At 62.0% G+C, this 16,545-nt stretch carries 13 protein-coding genes; 3 read left to right on the plus strand and 10 right to left on the minus strand.

The genetic code is table 11. The features are described from left to right. Positions 1-303: 303 nt before the first annotated feature. Positions 304-798: a septal ring lytic transglycosylase RlpA family protein gene (locus VFB05_RS22190; protein ID WP_325016212.1), complete on the plus strand. Its 495-nt coding sequence runs from the start codon at positions 304-306 to the stop codon at positions 796-798. A gap of 129 nt (positions 799-927) precedes the next feature. Here the strand turns inward: VFB05_RS22190 and VFB05_RS22195 are convergent, their stop codons facing one another. Continuing rightward, positions 928-3,138, minus strand: a complete 2,211-nt coding sequence (locus tag VFB05_RS22195) for a primosomal protein N' (protein WP_325016214.1) — start codon at positions 3,136-3,138, stop codon at positions 928-930. Between the two features lie 249 nt (positions 3,139-3,387). Between VFB05_RS22195 and VFB05_RS22200 the strand changes: the two genes are divergently transcribed. Together VFB05_RS22200 and VFB05_RS22205 are read left to right on the plus strand one after the other, a co-directional pair. Next, positions 3,388-4,359, plus strand: a complete 972-nt coding sequence (locus VFB05_RS22200; protein WP_325016216.1) for a tyrosine recombinase XerC — start codon at positions 3,388-3,390, stop codon at positions 4,357-4,359. Positions 4,360-4,597: 238 nt separating this feature from the next. Further along, the gene (locus VFB05_RS22205) at positions 4,598-5,185 is read left to right on the plus strand and encodes a DUF4337 domain-containing protein (RefSeq protein ID WP_325016218.1); all 588 of its coding nucleotides are present in this window, start codon (positions 4,598-4,600) and stop codon (positions 5,183-5,185) included. Between the two features lie 67 nt (positions 5,186-5,252). On the opposite strand, the gene VFB05_RS22210 is transcribed toward VFB05_RS22205, so the two are convergent. The 9 genes from VFB05_RS22210 to mdh all read right to left on the minus strand — a co-directional run bounded on the left by VFB05_RS22210 (position 5,253) and on the right by mdh (position 16,246). Further along, positions 5,253-5,783, minus strand: coding sequence for a hypothetical protein (locus VFB05_RS22210; RefSeq protein ID WP_325016220.1), 531 nt, complete (start codon positions 5,781-5,783; stop codon positions 5,253-5,255). 31 nt (positions 5,784-5,814) lie between these two features. Continuing rightward, entirely contained in the window at positions 5,815-7,218 is a 1,404-nt protein-coding gene (gene lpdA, locus VFB05_RS22215; RefSeq protein ID WP_325016222.1) for a dihydrolipoyl dehydrogenase, read from the minus strand. A 35-nt stretch (positions 7,219-7,253) separates the two neighbouring features. Then, on the minus strand, positions 7,254-8,003 hold the full coding sequence (locus VFB05_RS22220) for an SDR family oxidoreductase (RefSeq protein ID WP_325016224.1): 750 nt from the start codon (positions 8,001-8,003) through the stop codon (positions 7,254-7,256). A 52-nt stretch (positions 8,004-8,055) separates the two neighbouring features. Next, a complete protein-coding gene (odhB, locus tag VFB05_RS22225; RefSeq protein ID WP_325016226.1) occupies positions 8,056-9,312 on the minus strand; it encodes a 2-oxoglutarate dehydrogenase complex dihydrolipoyllysine-residue succinyltransferase in 1,257 nt (418 codons plus the stop codon). A 115-nt stretch (positions 9,313-9,427) separates the two neighbouring features. After that, positions 9,428-12,385: a 2-oxoglutarate dehydrogenase E1 component gene (locus VFB05_RS22230; protein ID WP_325016228.1), complete on the minus strand. Its 2,958-nt coding sequence runs from the start codon at positions 12,383-12,385 to the stop codon at positions 9,428-9,430. Between the two features lie 136 nt (positions 12,386-12,521). Beyond that, entirely contained in the window at positions 12,522-13,406 is an 885-nt protein-coding gene (gene sucD / locus VFB05_RS22235; protein ID WP_325016230.1) for a succinate--CoA ligase subunit alpha, read from the minus strand. Between the two features lie 38 nt (positions 13,407-13,444). Beyond that, entirely contained in the window at positions 13,445-13,921 is a 477-nt protein-coding gene (locus VFB05_RS22240) for a DUF1579 family protein (protein ID WP_325016232.1), read from the minus strand. A 2-nt stretch (positions 13,922-13,923) separates the two neighbouring features. Next, positions 13,924-15,120 (minus strand): ADP-forming succinate--CoA ligase subunit beta, encoded by a 1,197-nt coding sequence (gene sucC, locus VFB05_RS22245; protein ID WP_325016234.1) that lies wholly within the window; start codon positions 15,118-15,120, stop codon positions 13,924-13,926. A 157-nt stretch (positions 15,121-15,277) separates the two neighbouring features. Continuing rightward, on the minus strand, positions 15,278-16,246 hold the full coding sequence (gene mdh, locus VFB05_RS22250) for a malate dehydrogenase (protein WP_325016236.1): 969 nt from the start codon (positions 16,244-16,246) through the stop codon (positions 15,278-15,280). Positions 16,247-16,545 lie beyond the last annotated feature (299 nt).

Below are 16,545 nucleotides of genomic sequence, written 5' to 3' on the forward strand. Positions count from 1 at the left end.
ACACGCCCGGCCATACCACGCTCGCATTACTTGCCGAAATCTGGGCAATCAAGGCGAGCACTTCAGTCATCAGTAATGAAACGTATTTCTCAAGTATAGATTCTATCAATTGATCAATAAAGTTCGACGTTACGGAACATCTATCGTTGTTCCGTTCCACGTAACAAGATGTTTCAGGGTGAGATAAATCGATTCTACTGCCCCTTTTATGCCTCATTGCGGAATCAAACGGCGTCCGTTCAAAACGGAGCGGGGGTTCCACGTGCCACAGATGTGGCATTACTACTTTGAGGGACAGATATAATGCTTAAACTTAACAAGCAGGCATTGGGCAGGGCTGCCCAGTCGCGTACGGCGCTCATCCTTTTTGCCGCAGCTGCTTTCACTGGCGGTACCGTTTCGGAGGCCTCGGCGAGGTCCTATCGGCACCATCATCACCATTACAGCCATCACGTCGCCAGGGCCGAAACCTCGTCCTGGCGGGAAGCCAATGCGTCGATCTCGCCGTCCTTCGGCGGGCACAGCTTCTCGGGGATGGCCTCGTTCTACGGCAATGAATCCGGCCGTCAGACCGCCTCCGGTCAGCGCTTCAACCAGGAAGCCATGACCGCGGCTCACCGCTCGCTGCCGTTCGGCACCAAGCTCCGTGTCACCCACGGCGGCCGCAGCGTCGTCGTGACCATCAACGACCGCGGCCCGTTCGTTCGCGGCCGGGTGCTCGACCTGTCCACGGGTGCTGCCCGGGCCATCGGCCTGACCAGCGCTGGCGTCGGCCGCGTCACGGCCGAGGTCATCTAAAGATCTGCGCCACTTTTCGCGCAGCCTTCCGAGACCCCCAGCTCAACGGAACGACACCTCGCGAGGTGTCGTCCTTAAGTTGACACCAAAGCCCGCCGTCGTGACCGACGGCGGGTTTTGTTTTGCGCCTCACAGGAAACTCTGCGGATCGACATCCACCTCGAGCTTGAGATTGCCCTTGGTCTTTGGACCGGCGGCCAGCCATTCGCGCAAATATTCCGACAAATCGACGTTCCGTTGCGACTTCACCAGCAGCCGGAAGCGATAACGCCCCTTGATGACCGCTAGCGGCGCCTCGGCCGGTCCGAGCACCCTGATCCGTTCGTCGATCGGCGCCATCGTGGCAAGCTTGCGGGCAAAGCCTTCCGCCGTCGGCCGGTCACCCGCCGAGACGATGAGACCCGCGAGACGCCCGAACGGCGGATAGCCGGTTTTCTCGCGCATCTCGATTTCGCTGGCATAGAAGGCCTCGCGATCGCAGGCGACCAGCGCCTTCATCACCGGATGTTCCACCTGGTGGGTCTGCAGATAGCCGACGCCCCTGCCTTGATCGCGCCCGGCGCGCCCAATCACCTGGTTGAGCAACTGCCAGGTGCGCTCGGCGGCACGCGGATCGCCGTTGCTGAGGCCAAGATCGGCGTCCACCACGCCAACCAGGTTGAGCCTCGGGAAATGGTGGCCCTTGGCGACGAGTTGGGTTCCAATGATGATGTCGACGCGACCCTCCGCAATCTCGTTCAACTCGCTACGCATGGTCTCGATCGAGGTGATGAGATCGCTCGACAGCACCATCGTCCGCGCATCCGGGAACAGCGTCGCGGCCTCCTCCTGCAGGCGTTCGACGCCGGGGCCGACTGCGACCAGCGATTCCTCCGCCGCGCAATGCGGGCAGGCATGAGGACGGCCCATCGAGAAGCCGCAATGGTGACAGACCAGACGCTGGCGAAAGCGATGATCGACCAGCCAGGCATCGCAGATGGTACAGGCGAAGCGGTGCCCGCAGGCGCGGCAAAGCGTGAGCGGCGCATAGCCGCGGCGGTTGAGGAACAAAAGCGCCTGTTCGCGCCGTTCGATTGCAAAGCGAACCTGTTCCGCCAGTCTTGGCGAGATGAAGCGGCCGCGCGCAGGCGCTTCGCGGCGCAAGTCAATCGCCTCGATATGCGGCATGTGCGCCCCGCCGAACCGCGACGGCAGCGCAATGCGCTGATAGCGGCCCTTGCGCGCGTTGACTTCGGTTTCGACAGACGGCGTGGCTGAGGCCAGCACGACCGGGATCTTGGCGATATGCGCGCGCACCACCGCCATGTCGCGGGCGTGATAATGTGCGCCATCGTCCTGCTTATAGGCCTGGTCATGTTCTTCATCGACGACGATGAGACCAAGATCGGCATAGGGCATGAACAATGCCGACCGTGCGCCGACCACGACCGGCGCTTCGCCGCTTGCAATTGCCGCCCAGTTGCGCTGCCGCGTTCGCGGTGTCAGTTCGGAATGCCATTCCAGCGGCCGCACACCGAAACGCCGCGAAAATCGGTCGAGGAACTGACCGGTCAGCGCGATCTCCGGCATCAGGATCAATGATTGCTTGCCACGGCGAATGGTTTCCGCGACCGCCTCGAAATAGACCTCGGTTTTGCCCGATCCAGTCACGCCATCGAGCAATGCGACATGGAAGGTGCCATTGGCGGCAAGCGCACGCATGGCATCGACGGCGGTGCGTTGCTGGCGCGTGAATTCGGGAACCGCGTAGGCCGGATCGGGCGCCGGCGGCGCAAGCGGCTTCGGCATCACCTCGACGAGAAGCGTGCCTTCGTCGACCAGGCCGTCGACCACGCCGGCGCTGACGCCGGCTTCCTTGGCAGCTTCCGATTTGCCGTGCAGGAGACCGTCAGACAATAATTCGATCAATCGCCGCCGCGCCGGCGTCATGCGCTGCGGCGGCGGACCGACCAGGCGCACGCCCACGCGCACCCGCTCGGGCCCGAGGTCCTCGCCCATGCGCAGGGCCATCCGCAGCACCATGCCGCGAGCCGACAGCGTGTAATTGGCGACCCAGTCGACGAGCGCGCGCAGTTCGTCCTTGAGCGGCGGCACGTCAAGCTTCTCGGAAACGTCCTTCAACCGGTTGTGCAGACGCGGCTCGGGCCTCGCGTTTTCCGCCCAAACGACGCCGACGACCTCGCGCGGCCCGAGCGGCACACAGACCACATCGCCCGCCTTCAATTCGAGTCCTCGCGGCACCCGGTAGGAATAGGTGTGGTTGAGCGCGACAGGCACCAGCACATCGACGACGCCGGTCGACGATGTGGCGGAGGATAGAGTGCGCAGAGCGTCATCCATCTAGAGCTCTGATTCCGAAGTTCGCAGGCGATCGCGGCAACCTCTGATGCGAACTTCGGAATCAAAGGAGCTCTAGCAACTTATTGATTTCTGGTGCGGCTTTGAATTTGAAGTTCCTATGATCGACCTGCCGCAACGGTGATAGGAACTTCAAATTCGCCGCACCAGTGCGTGTTACCGGCGAGTTAGCGAAGGGTAAACCAGGAAGGTGCGATATAATCATAAGGAATCACTGGGCCAAAAGCAGATATGGCAAAGCCGGCTCCCGCCCTGCAACCGATTGAACTTGACGGCGCCGACGAATCGATCGCGCTGGAACTGGCGCGATGGCTGGCCTTTTTGCGCGCCGAGCGTCGCCTGTCGCCCAAGACATCCGAAGCCTATGCTCGCGACATCAGGCAGTTCCTTGAATTCCTGGCCGAGCATCAGGGAGCGCGCGTGACGCTGAAAGGCTTCGCCGCCGTCGAGGCCAGCGACGTCAGGGCTTTCCTGTCCAAGCGGCGCGCCGACGACATCGCCAGCCGCTCGCTGATGCGCGCGCTGGCGGGCTTGCGTTCCTTCGGGCGCTTCCTGGAGCGCGAAGGCCGCGGCAAGGTCGGCGCGTTATCCGCCATCCGCGCGCCAAAGATCGGCAAGAGCCTGCCGAAACCTTTGGCGGTCGCGGCGGCCAAACGGCTTGCGGACGCCGATGAGCGCGCCGGCGAGGATCGCGAGCCCTGGATCTGGGCGCGCGATGCGGCCGTGATGGCGCTGCTCTACGGTTCTGGCCTCCGCATTTCCGAAGCGCTCGGGCTAAAGCGCCGAGACGTGCCTGCGCCCGGCGAAGGCGACGTGTTGATCGTTCACGGCAAAGGCAACAAGACGCGAATGGTGCCGGTGTTGCAAAACGTCCTGACCCTGATTGCGGACTACGCCGCGATGTGCCCGTATCCGTTACCGCTGGAGGGGCCGATGTTCGTCGGCGCCCGTGGTGGACCACTGCAGCCCCGCATCATCCAACTGACCATGGCGCGATTGCGCGGCGCACTGGGCCTGCCCGACAGCGCGACGCCTCACGCGCTCCGGCATTCCTTCGCCACGCATCTGTTGTCACGTGGCGGCGACTTGCGGGCGATCCAGGAATTGCTCGGCCACGCCTCGTTATCGACGACCCAGATCTACACCGGCATCGACAGCGAGCGGCTTTTGGAAGTGTACCGGACCACGCATCCACGCGCCTGAACCCTTCGCTCGGACCCTTGCGCTCGTCACGTTGTTCGTCCATCGTTCCATCAGTGGAGTGGATTTGACATTCGCGAGCCACCTAGCCGTGAACTCATAAAGCGAATGTCAAATCCAAAACTCCACTGGAAATCTATTTTTTCTAGTGGTCCTTTGATTCTGACATACGCAAAAGAGCCTGTTGAGAAGGGATGCGAATGTCAGAATCGGACCACTAGCCTGACTGGGGGGAAGAATCATGAGCGCACATGAAAGCATGGAGCATGCCGAACACGCCGAGCATGCCTCGGGGGAAAACAGGAAGATCGCGCTTCTGATTGCGGTGATTGCGCTGTGCCTGGCGCTGTCGGAGACGCTTGGCAAGGGCGCGCAGACCGAGGCCATTGCCAAGAACGTCGAAGCGTCCAACCTGTGGGCGTTCTTCCAGGCGAAAAGCATCCGCCGCACCACGGTGCAGACTGCGGCCGAACAGACCCAGCTTGCACTTCCGAGCGATGAGGCCGCCAAGGCGGCCGCGCAAAAGCAAATCGACGAATGGAAGAAGACAGCGGCACGCTACCGCTCCGAACCCGAGACCGGCGAAGGCACCGAGCAACTCGCCGAACGCGCCAAGCATGCGGAGGAAGAACGGGAGCTCGCCACCGCGAAATATCATCATTTCGAGCTGGCTTCGGCGGCGTTCCAGATCGGCATCGTGCTGGCCTCGGCGACTATCATCACCGGCATGATCGCGCTGGCCTGGATCTCAGGATTGCTCACGCTCGCCGGCGTCGTCATCGGCTTGTTCGGGGCGTTCGCGCCCCATGTGTTGCATCTGGCTTTGTAAGGGTAACTTTTTTATTTGACGCGTTTTCTTCACGCGAACCGGTACCCACTTCGCTTGAAAACGCTATCTAGCGCGCTTCGTGCACGCTCTTGCGGAAGCGCTGGATCAGCCGCAGCATTCGCGACGACCAGCGGTCGCCGTTGCCGCGTAGCGCTTCGAGGATCCGCTGCTTGATCGGGTCGACCAGAGCCTTTGCCTTGGCGCGCAGCGCCAGGATGAACTCGTAGAGCTTCTCGAACCACCCCATCTCCAGCAGCTTCGGCCGCGTCACGTCAAAGACGAATGCAGTGACGCCGACGCCGAGAAGCTTGGCGAACAGGATCGTGAAAATGGCGCTCATCCAGTATTCGTGCATGAGCAGCCACACGCCGACCATCTTGAGCGGGAACAGCGGAATCACCGGCACGACGAAAACGATCAGCGTCATCGCGGGCGAGAGCGTATCGACGCGCTCCGCGAGCCAGGTCTTGAAAGACTGTAGTGGAATCTTCGCAACGAACCAGGCGACGATCGGCTCGAGATGATCCCACAGCCACGCCTCGATCAAAAAGATGACCGCGAGCAGCACCCAGACCGGTTGAAGTAGGCGGCGTAGCATCGAGGTCATCCTAGCCCGACTCGGGCTAGGATCACATATGGATGGCGCGTTTGCCAACCGCAAGCGCCGCTTCCTTCACCGCTTCGGAGCGCGTCGGATGGGCGTGGCAGGTTCGCGCCAGATCCTCCGCCGAACCGCCAAACTCCATTAAAACAGCGGCTTCGTGGATCATTTCGCCTGCCTCAATGCCGACAATATGCACGCCGAGCACACGGTCGGTCTTCGCATCTGCGAGAATCTTCACAAAGCCGTCAGTGGTCTGGTTGACCTTCGAGCGGCCGTTGGCGGTGAAGGGAAACTTACCGCTGGTATAAGCAATACCTGCCTGCTTCAGCTCTTCCTCGGTCTTGCCGACGGAGGAGACTTCCGGCGTTGTATACACGACACCCGGAATGACGTCGTAATTCACGTGACCGGCCTGACCCGCCAAAATTTCGGCGACGGCCACGCCTTCGTCTTCGGCCTTGTGCGCCAGCATCGGACCTGCGATGACATCGCCGATCGCGTAGACGCCCTTCAGGCTGGTGGCGAAATGCGCATCGGTCTGAACGCGCCCGCGATTATCGAGCGCCACGCCTGCTTCTTTCAGGCCAAGCCCTTCGGTGTAGGGGACGCGGCCGATGCAAACCAGCACGACATCGGCTTCGATCTTTTCCGCAGCGCCGCCCGCCGCCGGCTCGACTTGCGCGACCAGCGTCTTGCCAGACCCATCGACGCCAGTGACCTTGGCGCCGAGCTTAAACGCAAAACCCTGCTTTTCGAGGATGCGCTGGAATTGCCGGGCGATCTCGCCATCCATGCCGGGCAGAATACGGTCGAGGAATTCGACCACGGTGACCTGCGCACCGAGACGATGCCAGACCGAGCCGAGTTCGAGCCCGATGACGCCGGCGCCGATGATCAAAAGCTTGCCCGGCACTTTGTCGAGCGACAGCGCGCCGGTTGAGGACACGATGCGTTTCTCGTCGATCTCTATGCCCTTGAGGCGCGCGATATCCGAGCCGGTCGCAATAACGATGTTTTTGGTCTCGACGACTTGCGTCTTGCCGTCGTTGCCGGCGACTTCGATCTTGCCGGTGCCGAGAATTTTTCCTTTGCCGAAGATTACATCGATCTTGTTCTTCTTCATCAGGAACTCGACGCCCTTGACGTTGCCGTCAATGCCCTGCTGCTTGAAATTCATCATCGCGGGCAGATCGAGTTTCGGCGCGGACACGCTGACGCCCATCTTGGCGAAGGAGTGACCGGCCTCCTCGAACATTTCAGAGGCGTGCAATAACGCCTTCGAGGGCATGCACCCGACATTGAGGCAGGTGCCGCCAAGCGTCGCGTTCTTCTCGACCACGGCGACTTTCATGCCGAGCTGGGCGGCGCGAATGGCGCAGACATAGCCGCCGGGGCCGGTGCCGATAACAACGAGATCGTAAGTAGCCATGATCAGATCCGTAGCTGAAATTTGTGACGGGTGGTTTAGCGCCCGCCCGACACGTCAAGTGTGGCGCCGGTGACGTAGGACGCTTCGTCCGACATCAGCCAGACGACAGCATTGGCGATCTCTTCGGCGACGCCAACGCGCTTCATCGGCACCATATGGGCGAGCCGATGCGCGCGATCCGGCTCGCCGCCCGAAGCGTGGATATCGGTATCGATCAGGCCCGGCCGAATACCGGCGACGCGGATGCCTTCGCTGGCAACCTCCTGGGCAAGCCCGACGGTCAGGGTGTCGATCGCGCCCTTGGACGCCGCATAATCGACATAGGTGTTGGCCGAGCCGATTTTGGCGGCGACCGACGAGATATTGATGATGACGCCGCCCTTGCCGCCGTGCTTGGTCGACATCCGCTTCACCGCTTCCCGTGCACAGAGAATGCTACCGGTCACGTTGACGGACATCGTGCGCTGGATGCGGTCGGCGGTCATCTCGTCAACGCGCACGCCGCTCTTGCCGACGATGCCGGCATTGTTGACGAGCGCGCCAAGCGTACCGAAGGCATCGGCCGCCTTGAACAGCGCAAGGATGTCGGCCTCGACGCCGACGTCGCATTTCACGGCGATCGCCTTGCCGTTGCTGGCTTCGATCTTGGCGACGACTTCGTCGGCGGCCGCTTTATTCGTGGCATAGCCGATGACGACGCGAAATCCACGCGCCGCCGCAGCGAGCGCAGCAGCGCGGCCGATGCCGCGGCTGCCGCCGGTGATCACAACAACTTTGTCGGTCATGAGAAGACCCTCAAGGTTTCAGAGAGGTTGATGGAGGCGGCGCAGGCCTTGCTCAGAGATCCAGCACCAACCGTGCCGGGTCCTCCAGGCTTTCCTTGACGCGCACCAGGAAGGTGACGGCTTCCTTGCCGTCGATGACGCGGTGATCGTAGGACAGCGCAAGATACATCATCGGCCTGATCTCGATCTTGCCGCCGATCGCCATCGGCCGCTCCTGGATCTTGTGCATGCCGAGAATGCCCGCTTGCGGCGCGTTGAGGATCGGCGTCGACATCAGCGAACCATAGATACCGCCATTGGTAATGGTGAAGGTGCCGCCCTGCATCTCGTCGATCTTGAGCTGACCGTCGCGGGCGCGGCGGCCGAAATCGGCGATGCTCTTTTCGATGTCGGCAATCGACTTGTAGTCGCAGTCACGCACGACGGGAACGACCAGGCCCTTGTCAGTGCCGACGGCAACACCGATGTGATAGTAATTCTTGTAGATCAGATCGGTGCCGTCGATCTCGGCGTTGACGGCCGGAATATCCTTCAGCGCCTGCACGCAAGCCTTGGTGAAGAAGCCCATGAAGCCGAGTTTGCTGCCGTGCTTCTTCTCGAACACATCCTTGTAGTGCGCTCGCAGCGCCATGACGTTGGTCATGTCGACCTCGTTGAAGGTCGTCAGCATCGCCGCCGTGTTCTGCACGTCCTTCAGCCGCCGCGCGATGGTCTGGCGCAGCCGCGTCATCTTCACGCGCTCTTCGCGCGCGGCATCGTCGGCGGGCGATGGCGCACGGACCTGAACGCTGGCTGCCGGCTGATTGACCGGCGTCGGCGCAGAGGCAGCCTTTTCGATCGCAGCCAGCATGTCGCCCTTGGTGACGCGACCATCCTTGCCTGAACCGGGAACGGTTGACGCGTCGACCCCGCTTTCGGCGGACAGCTTGCGCACTGACGGCGCCAGCGGCGCATCCGACGGCGGCACTTTGGTTTCGGCTGGCGGCGCCTTGTCCGCCGGCGGCGCCTTGGCGGCGGCCGCGGGAGCCGGCGCAGCAGCCTTGGCCGGCGCAGCCGCAGGCTTGGCGCCGGCAGCGCCATCGGTGATCTGCCCGAGCAACGCGCCCACGGCGACCGTCTCGCCATCCTTAGCGCTGATTTCGCCGAGCACGCCGGCCGACGGCGCAGGCACCTCGATGGTCACCTTGTCGGTTTCGAGCTCGACCAGCGGTTCGTCGACGGCGACACTATCGCCGGCCTTCTTGAACCAACGGCCGATGGTGGCCTCGGTCACGGATTCGCCGAGCGTCGGCACACGAATTTCAGTCATGATCGGTTTTCCTCAATGTCTTTTGCGTGGCCACGTCCGCGAATGCAGGTGATCGATGCTGGCGCGATGGCCTAAACTGGTTGCGCCCCGCTTTGACGGGGCGCGCAAGTGGACTTTAATTCAGCGCCTCATCGAGCAGCGCTTTCAGCTGCGCCAGATGCTTCGACATCAGGCCGGTCGCGGTGGCCGCTGCCGCCGCGCGGCCCGCATAGCGCGGACGCTTGTAGGCGGCGTTGATCTGGTTGAGCACCCACTCGAGATAGGGCTCCATGAAATGCCACGCGCCCATGTTGCGCGGCTCTTCCTGGCACCAGACCACTTCGGCACCCTTGAAGCGGGCAAGCTCGACCACCAGCGCCTTGAGCGGCACCGGATAAAGCTGCTCCACGCGCATCAGGTAGATGTCGTCGATGCCGCGCTTTTCGCGCTCCTCGTAAAGATCGTAATAGACCTTGCCCGAGCACAGCACGATGCGCCTGATCTTCTCGTCCGGCACGAGCTTGATCTTCTCGTCGGGCAGCATCTGCGCGTCATCATAGAGAATGCGGTGGAACGTCGTTCCCTCGCCGAGCTCGTCAAGCCGCGACACCGCACGCTTGTGGCGGAGCAGCGACTTCGGCGTCATCAGGATCAACGGCTTGCGGATTTCGCGATGCAGCTGCCGCCGCAGCACGTGGAAGTAATTCGCAGGCGTGGTCGGATAGACCACTTGCATGTTGTCTTCGGCGCACATTTGCAGGTAGCGCTCGAGCCGCGCCGAGGAATGCTCCGGCCCCTGCCCTTCGTAGCCATGCGGCAGCAGGCAGACGAGGCCCGACATGCGCAGCCATTTGCGTTCGCCCGACGAGATGAACTGGTCGAACAGCACCTGCGCGCCGTTGGCGAAGTCACCGAACTGCGCTTCCCACATCGCGAGCGCATTCGGCTCGGCCAGCGAGTAGCCATACTCGAAACCGAGCACGGCCTCTTCCGACAGCAGCGAGTTGATGACCTCGTAGTGACCCTGATCGCCGCCGAGATGGTTGAACGGTGTGTAGCGGCTTTCGTCTTCCTGATCGATCAGCACCGAATGGCGCTGCGAGAACGTGCCGCGCTCCGAATCCTGGCCCGACAGCCGCACGTGATGGCCTTCCTCGAGCAGAGTGCAGAACGCCAGCGCCTCGCCGGTCGCCCAGTCGACACCGACGCCGCTGTCGATTGCCTTGGCGCGGTTGTCGAGGAAACGCTGGATGGTGCGGTGAACGCGGAATCCGTCCGGCACCTTGGTGATCTTGCGCCCGATATCCTTCAGGACCGCAGCCTTGACGCCGGTCACGCCGCGGCGCGCATCTTCTTCCTGGTCGGCGATCTTGAAGCCCGCCCATTTGCCGTCGAGCCAGTCGGCCTTGTTGGGCTTGTAGCCGACGCCGGCTTCGAACTCGGCATCGAGCCGCGCGCGCCAGTCGGCCTTCGCCTTATCGACTTCGCCCTCGGTCATCACGCCTTCGGCGATCAGACGCTTGGCGTAGATTTCAAGCGTTGACGGGTGCGAGCCGATCCTCTTGTACATCACCGGCTGGGTGAACGCCGGCTCGTCGCCCTCGTTATGGCCGTGCCGGCGATAACAGAACATGTCGATGACGACCGGCTTGTGGAATTTCTGCCGGAATTCGATCGCGACCTTGGCCGCGAAAACCACAGCTTCCGGATCGTCGCCGTTCACATGGAAGATCGGCGCGTCGATCATCTTCGCGACGTCCGAGGGATAGGGCGAGGAGCGCGAATAGCGCGGATAGGTGGTGAAACCGATCTGGTTATTGACGATGAAGTGCAGCGAGCCGCCGGTGCGATAGCCCTTGAGGTCCGACAGGCTGAAACATTCCGCCACCACGCCCTGGCCGGCAAACGCCGCGTCGCCGTGCATCAGGAGCGGCAGCACCGAAATGCGCATGTCCGGTGGGTCGCCATGCTGATCCTGCTTGGCGCGCACCTTGCCGAGCACGACCGGATCGACGATTTCCAGATGCGAGGGGTTCGCCGTCAGCGACAGATGGATCTTGTTGTTGTCGAACTCGCGGTCCGACGAAGCACCGAGGTGATATTTGACGTCGCCCGAGCCTTCGACGACGTCGGGATTGGCCGAACCGCCCTTGAATTCGTGGAACAGCGCGCGATGCGGCTTGCCCATCACCTGGGTCAGCACGTTGAGGCGGCCGCGGTGCGGCATGCCGACGACGATCTCCTTCACGCCGAGATTGCCGCCGCGCTTGATGATCTGCTCCAGCGCCGGAATCAGGGATTCGCCGCCGTCGAGACCAAAGCGCTTGGTGCCGGTGAACTTCAGATCGCAGAATTTCTCAAAACCTTCGGCTTCGACGAGCTTGTTGAGGATGGCCCGGCGACCCTCGCGGGTGAAGGAGATTTCCTTGTCCGGCCCCTCGATGCGCTCCTGAATCCAGGCCTTCTGCGCAGCGTTGGAGATGTGCATGAACTCGACGCCAAGCGTCTGGCAATAGGTCCGCTCGCAGATCGCGACGATCTCGCGAAGGGTGCCGTATTCGAGGCCGAGTACGTGATCGAGGAAGATCCTGCGGTCAAAATCGGCTTCCGTGAAGCCGTAAGAGCGCGGATCGAGTTCTTCGCGATCGCGCGGCGCCTCGATGCCGAGCGGATCGAGCTTGGCGTGGAAGTGCCCGCGCATCCGGTAGGCGCGGATCAACATCAGCGCGCGGACGGAATCGCGCGTGGCTTGATGCACGTCGCCGGATGCGGGTTCGGCGCCTGCGGCTTGCGCCTTGGCGGCGATCTTCTTGGAGACGACCTTCTCGACTTCGATCCAATTGCCGTCGAGCGCCGACGTCAGGTCGTCCTGCGGCGTGACCGGCCAGTTACTTTTGCCCCACGACGGCCCTTCGGCGTTCTTGCGAACGTCGGCGGGTGAATCTTTCAGGCTTTTGAAGAACTCCTGCCACTCGGTATCGACCGAGGAGGGGTCATTTTCGTAGCGAGCGTAGATTTCGTCGATGTAGGTGGCGTTTGTGCCCTGCAAAAAAGACGAAAGTGCAAAGGCGGCGTTCGCATCCTGGCGAGACATGGGGGCGTCCTGCTAATTTCTTCATCGCGCGTAACAGACGGCGCGGAATCCGGTCTGCAAGAAGCAGACCGGCGGGTCCGGAAAGCTGTACCCTATCTAAGAAGAAACTTCGCCCCGAAAAGAACCAAAAAGTGAATTAGGATTTCAATTTTTCAACGAGGGTCTTTCCGAGCCGCGCCGGGGACGGAGAGACCGTAATTCCGGCCGATTCCATGGCCGCGGTCTTGGATCCGGCGTCGCCTTTGCCGCCGGAAATGATCGCGCCGGCATGACCCATGCGCCGGCCGGGGGGCGCCGTCACGCCAGCGATGAAGCCAACCATCGGCTTCTTGCGGCCGCGCTTGGCCTCGTCCTTGAGGAACTGCGCGGCGTCTTCCTCGGCCGATCCGCCGATCTCTCCAATCATAATGATCGAGGTGGTCTTCGGGTCCGCCAGGAACATCTCGAGCATGTCGATAAATTCGGTACCCTTGACCGGGTCGCCGCCGATGCCGACGGCCGTGGTCTGACCGAGGCCCTCCTGCGAGGTCTGGAACACCGCTTCATAGGTCAAGGTGCCGGAGCGCGAGACGATGCCGACATTGCCGGGGCGGAAAATATTCGCCGGCATGATGCCGATCTTGCATTCGCCCGCGGTCATGACGCCCGGACAATTCGGTCCAATGAGGCGCGACTTCGAGCCCGACAGCGAGCGCTTCACCTTGACCATGTCCTGCACCGGAATGCCTTCGGTGATGCAGACGATCAGCGGAATTTCCGCATCGATCGCTTCGCAGATCGCATCCGCCGCGCCCGGCGGCGGCACATAAATCACCGACGCATCCGCGCCCGTCTTCTCCCGCGCCTCGCGCACGGTGTCGAACACTGGCAGGTTCAGATGCGTCGATCCGCCTTTGCCGGGCGAGGTACCGCCGACCATCTTGGTGCCGTAGGCGATCGCAGCCTCGGAATGGAACGTGCCGTTCTTGCCGGTGAAGCCCTGGCAGATGACCTTGGTGTTCTTGTCGATCAGGATGGACATGGGTGAGACTGCTTTCGGAGAGACAATCGATAAGGGTTTTAGTGAATCCGCCGGTAAGTGCCGGTGAGCACGTCGGTCCAGCCTTCGGCATCGGGCGAAAACTGGATCTTCATCGCGTAGCTGTCGTCGTCGATCACGTCGTAGACATGACGCGCATTGCCGCGCAGCGAGCCGCGCACGAGGATCAGCGATTTGCCGGACCAGCCGCCGGAAGCGGGCGACGGCGGGTAATAGCCGAGCGAGTCGTGCCAGAATAATTTGTAGAGACGGTCTTCACGGTCATAGGTGAAGACGCCGTGGGTCGCGAAGGTTTCCTTGCCGTCGCGGCTCTGGCGCGTGTCCTGGATGAGGTAGAAGCCGTTGAGATCGATGCGGGCCGAGACTTTGGCCGTGGCCGGACCGCCTTTGGTCCAGCGCGAGGGATAGACCATCTCCTCGCCGGCCCATTCGCCCGCGAAGACCGCAAGCTTGCGGTGTTCTTCCAGCGGCGTCGGCGCGTCGAGATGATCGCTCATCGTCAGCCTCCCTTGACGGCCTTGACGATTTTCTGCGCAGCGTCGTCGAGATTATCGGCCGGCAGCACGTTGAGGCCGCTTTCGCGGATGATCTTCTTGCCGGCATCGACATTGGTGCCTTCGAGACGCACGACCAGCGGCACCTTGAGGCCGACTTCCTTCACCGCGGCAACCACGCCTTCGGCGATGACATCGCATTTCATGATGCCGCCGAAGATGTTGACCAGAATGCCCTTCACGTTGGGATCGGCGGTGATGATCTTGAAGGCGGCGGCGACCTTTTCCTTGCTGGCGCTGCCGCCGACATCGAGGAAGTTCGCTGGCGCCATGCCGTAGAGCTTGATGATATCCATCGTCGCCATGGCGAGGCCAGCGCCGTTGACCATGCAGCCGATCGTGCCGTCGAGCGCGACATAGTTGAGGTCGTATTTCGATGCCTCGATCTCCTTGGCGTCCTCTTCGGTCTCGTCGCGCAGCTTCGCAACTTCGGGATGACGGAACAGCGCGTTGTCGTCGAACGACACTTTGGCGTCGAGGACGCGGAGCTGGCCTTGCTTGGTGACGACGAGCGGATTGATTTCCAGCATCGCCATGTCTTTGGCGACAAAGGCGGCATAGAGCTGCGCGACCAGCTTCTCCGCCTGCTTGGCAAGATCGCCTGAAAGTTTGAGTGCTTTCGCGACCGTGCGGCCGTGATGGCCCATGATGCCGGTCGCAGGATCAACGGAGAAGGTGACGATCTTCTCCGGGGTCTTGTGCGCGACTTCCTCGATGTTGACGCCGCCTTCGGTCGACACCACGAACGATACTTCGCTCGTTTCGCGGTCGACCAGGATCGAGAGATAGAACTCCTTGTCGATGTCGGAGCCGTCTTCGATGTAGAGACGATTGACCTGCTTGCCGTGCGGGCCGGTCTGCACCGTCACCAGCGTAGCGCCCAGCATCTGCTTGGCGAATTCGTTGACCTCGGCAACGGACTTGGCAATGCGCACGCCGCCTTTGCCGCCAGCGGAGGCTTCCTTGAAGGTGCCCTTGCCGCGGCCACCTGCGTGGATCTGGCTCTTCACCACCCAGACCGGGCCGGGGAGGCTCTTTGCGGCCGCATCCGAATCGGCTGCGTTCAGCACCGGCACGCCCTTCGAGATGGCGACACCGAATTCGCTGAGCAGAGCCTTGGCCTGATATTCATGGATATTCATCTGGACGTTCCCCGAACCTTGGATCGCGGTGAATTTGGCAATTCATACCGGCGTTCTCGCTGGCATACCATATACCAAAGAAACTGCAACCCGAACTGCGTCAGAAAAGTGAAATGCCCAAGATCGAGGATCGATCTTGGGCAAAAGCCTCACAACATCAGCGGCCTAACAAGTCCGGCGCGATCTTCTTGCAGGCCTCGACCAGGCCCTGGACCGCCGCGACCGACTTGTCGAAGGCGTCGCGATCCTTGCCCGCGAGTTCGATTTCGACAATCCGCTCGACGCCCTTGCCGCCGATCACGACGGGAACGCCGACATACATGTCCTTCACGCCGTATTCGCCATTGAGATAGGCGGCGCAGGGCAGCACCCGCTTCTTGTCCTTCAAATAGCTCTCGGCCATCGCGATCGCCGAGGCCGCCGGCGCATAGAAGGCCGAGCCGGTCTTGAGCAGGTTGACGATCTCGGCGCCGCCGTTGCGGGTGCGGTCGACGATCTCGTCGAGGCGCGTTTGCGAAGTCCAGCCCATCTTGACGAGGTCGGGCAGCGGAATGCCGGCCACGGTGGAGTAGCGCACCAGCGGCACCATGGTGTCGCCATGGCCGCCCAGCACGAACGCGGTGACGTCCTCGACCGAGACGTTGAACTCATCCGCCAGGAAATAACGGAAGCGGGACGAATCCAGCACGCCGGCCATGCCGACCACCTTCTTCTGCGGCAGGCCGGAGGCCTTTTGCAGCGCCCAGACCATGGCGTCGAGCGGGTTGGTAATGCAGATGACGAAAGCGTCGGGAGCGTATTTCTTGATGCCGGCGCCGACCTGCTCCATCACTTTCAGATTGATCGACAGAAGATCGTCGCGGCTCATGCCGGGCTTGCGCGGCACGCCGGCGGTGACGATGCACACATCGGCGCGGTCGAGCGCTTCGTAGGAATTGGCGCCCGTCATATGGGCATCAAACCCATCGACCGGCGAAGACTGCGCGATATCGAGCGACTTGCCCTGCGGCACGCCCTCGGCGATGTCGAACATCACGACGTCGCCGAGTTCCTTGAGGCCGATGAGATGGGCCAGCGTTCCGCCGATCTGGCCGGAGCCAATCAGAGCGATCTTGTTGCGCGCCATGGGGATGTCCTTTGAAGCGGGAGGTGGATGAAAGCCGTTTGAGGCTGGTTATCCCTTTCGCTTCCACCGTTCAAGCCGCAGCGTGCTCAATTGTGGCGCAGAGCGTCATTCCGGAGCGCGCTTCAGCGCGAATCCGGAATCTAGAAGTTATGGCGCGAGATTCCTGTATCTCGATGGCTGTCACTGTCATAGTGGCGGGCAGGCGGAGATAGCCCGTTGGATTCCTGGCCGCTCGAGGTCGTAGTCCCGGCATGGGCGTCTCCGTTTTTGCTTTGTCTGATCGAACAGTCGCATGGGCT

This window comes from Bradyrhizobium sp., assembly GCF_035652035.1.
Lineage (GTDB): Bacteria > Pseudomonadota > Alphaproteobacteria > Rhizobiales > Xanthobacteraceae > Bradyrhizobium.

Excerpts from the sequence above, each read along its gene's own strand:
- VFB05_RS22190 (WP_325016212.1), top strand. The coding sequence starts at position 304 with ATGCTTAAACTTAACAAGCAGGCATTGGGCAGGGCTGCCCAGTCGCGT.
- VFB05_RS22195 (WP_325016214.1), bottom strand. The coding sequence starts at position 3,138 with ATGGATGACGCTCTGCGCACTCTATCCTCCGCCACATCGTCGACCGGC.
- VFB05_RS22200 (WP_325016216.1), top strand. The coding sequence starts at position 3,388 with ATGGCAAAGCCGGCTCCCGCCCTGCAACCGATTGAACTTGACGGCGCC.
- VFB05_RS22205 (WP_325016218.1), top strand. The coding sequence starts at position 4,598 with ATGAGCGCACATGAAAGCATGGAGCATGCCGAACACGCCGAGCATGCC.
- VFB05_RS22210 (WP_325016220.1), bottom strand. The coding sequence starts at position 5,783 with ATGCTACGCCGCCTACTTCAACCGGTCTGGGTGCTGCTCGCGGTCATC.
- lpdA (WP_325016222.1), bottom strand. The coding sequence starts at position 7,218 with ATGGCTACTTACGATCTCGTTGTTATCGGCACCGGCCCCGGCGGCTAT.
- VFB05_RS22220 (WP_325016224.1), bottom strand. The coding sequence starts at position 8,003 with ATGACCGACAAAGTTGTTGTGATCACCGGCGGCAGCCGCGGCATCGGC.
- odhB (WP_325016226.1), bottom strand. The coding sequence starts at position 9,312 with ATGACTGAAATTCGTGTGCCGACGCTCGGCGAATCCGTGACCGAGGCC.
- VFB05_RS22230 (WP_325016228.1), bottom strand. The coding sequence starts at position 12,385 with ATGTCTCGCCAGGATGCGAACGCCGCCTTTGCACTTTCGTCTTTTTTG.
- sucD (WP_325016230.1), bottom strand. The coding sequence starts at position 13,406 with ATGTCCATCCTGATCGACAAGAACACCAAGGTCATCTGCCAGGGCTTC.
- VFB05_RS22240 (WP_325016232.1), bottom strand. The coding sequence starts at position 13,921 with ATGAGCGATCATCTCGACGCGCCGACGCCGCTGGAAGAACACCGCAAG.
- sucC (WP_325016234.1), bottom strand. The coding sequence starts at position 15,120 with ATGAATATCCATGAATATCAGGCCAAGGCTCTGCTCAGCGAATTCGGT.
- mdh (WP_325016236.1), bottom strand. The coding sequence starts at position 16,246 with ATGGCGCGCAACAAGATCGCTCTGATTGGCTCCGGCCAGATCGGCGGA.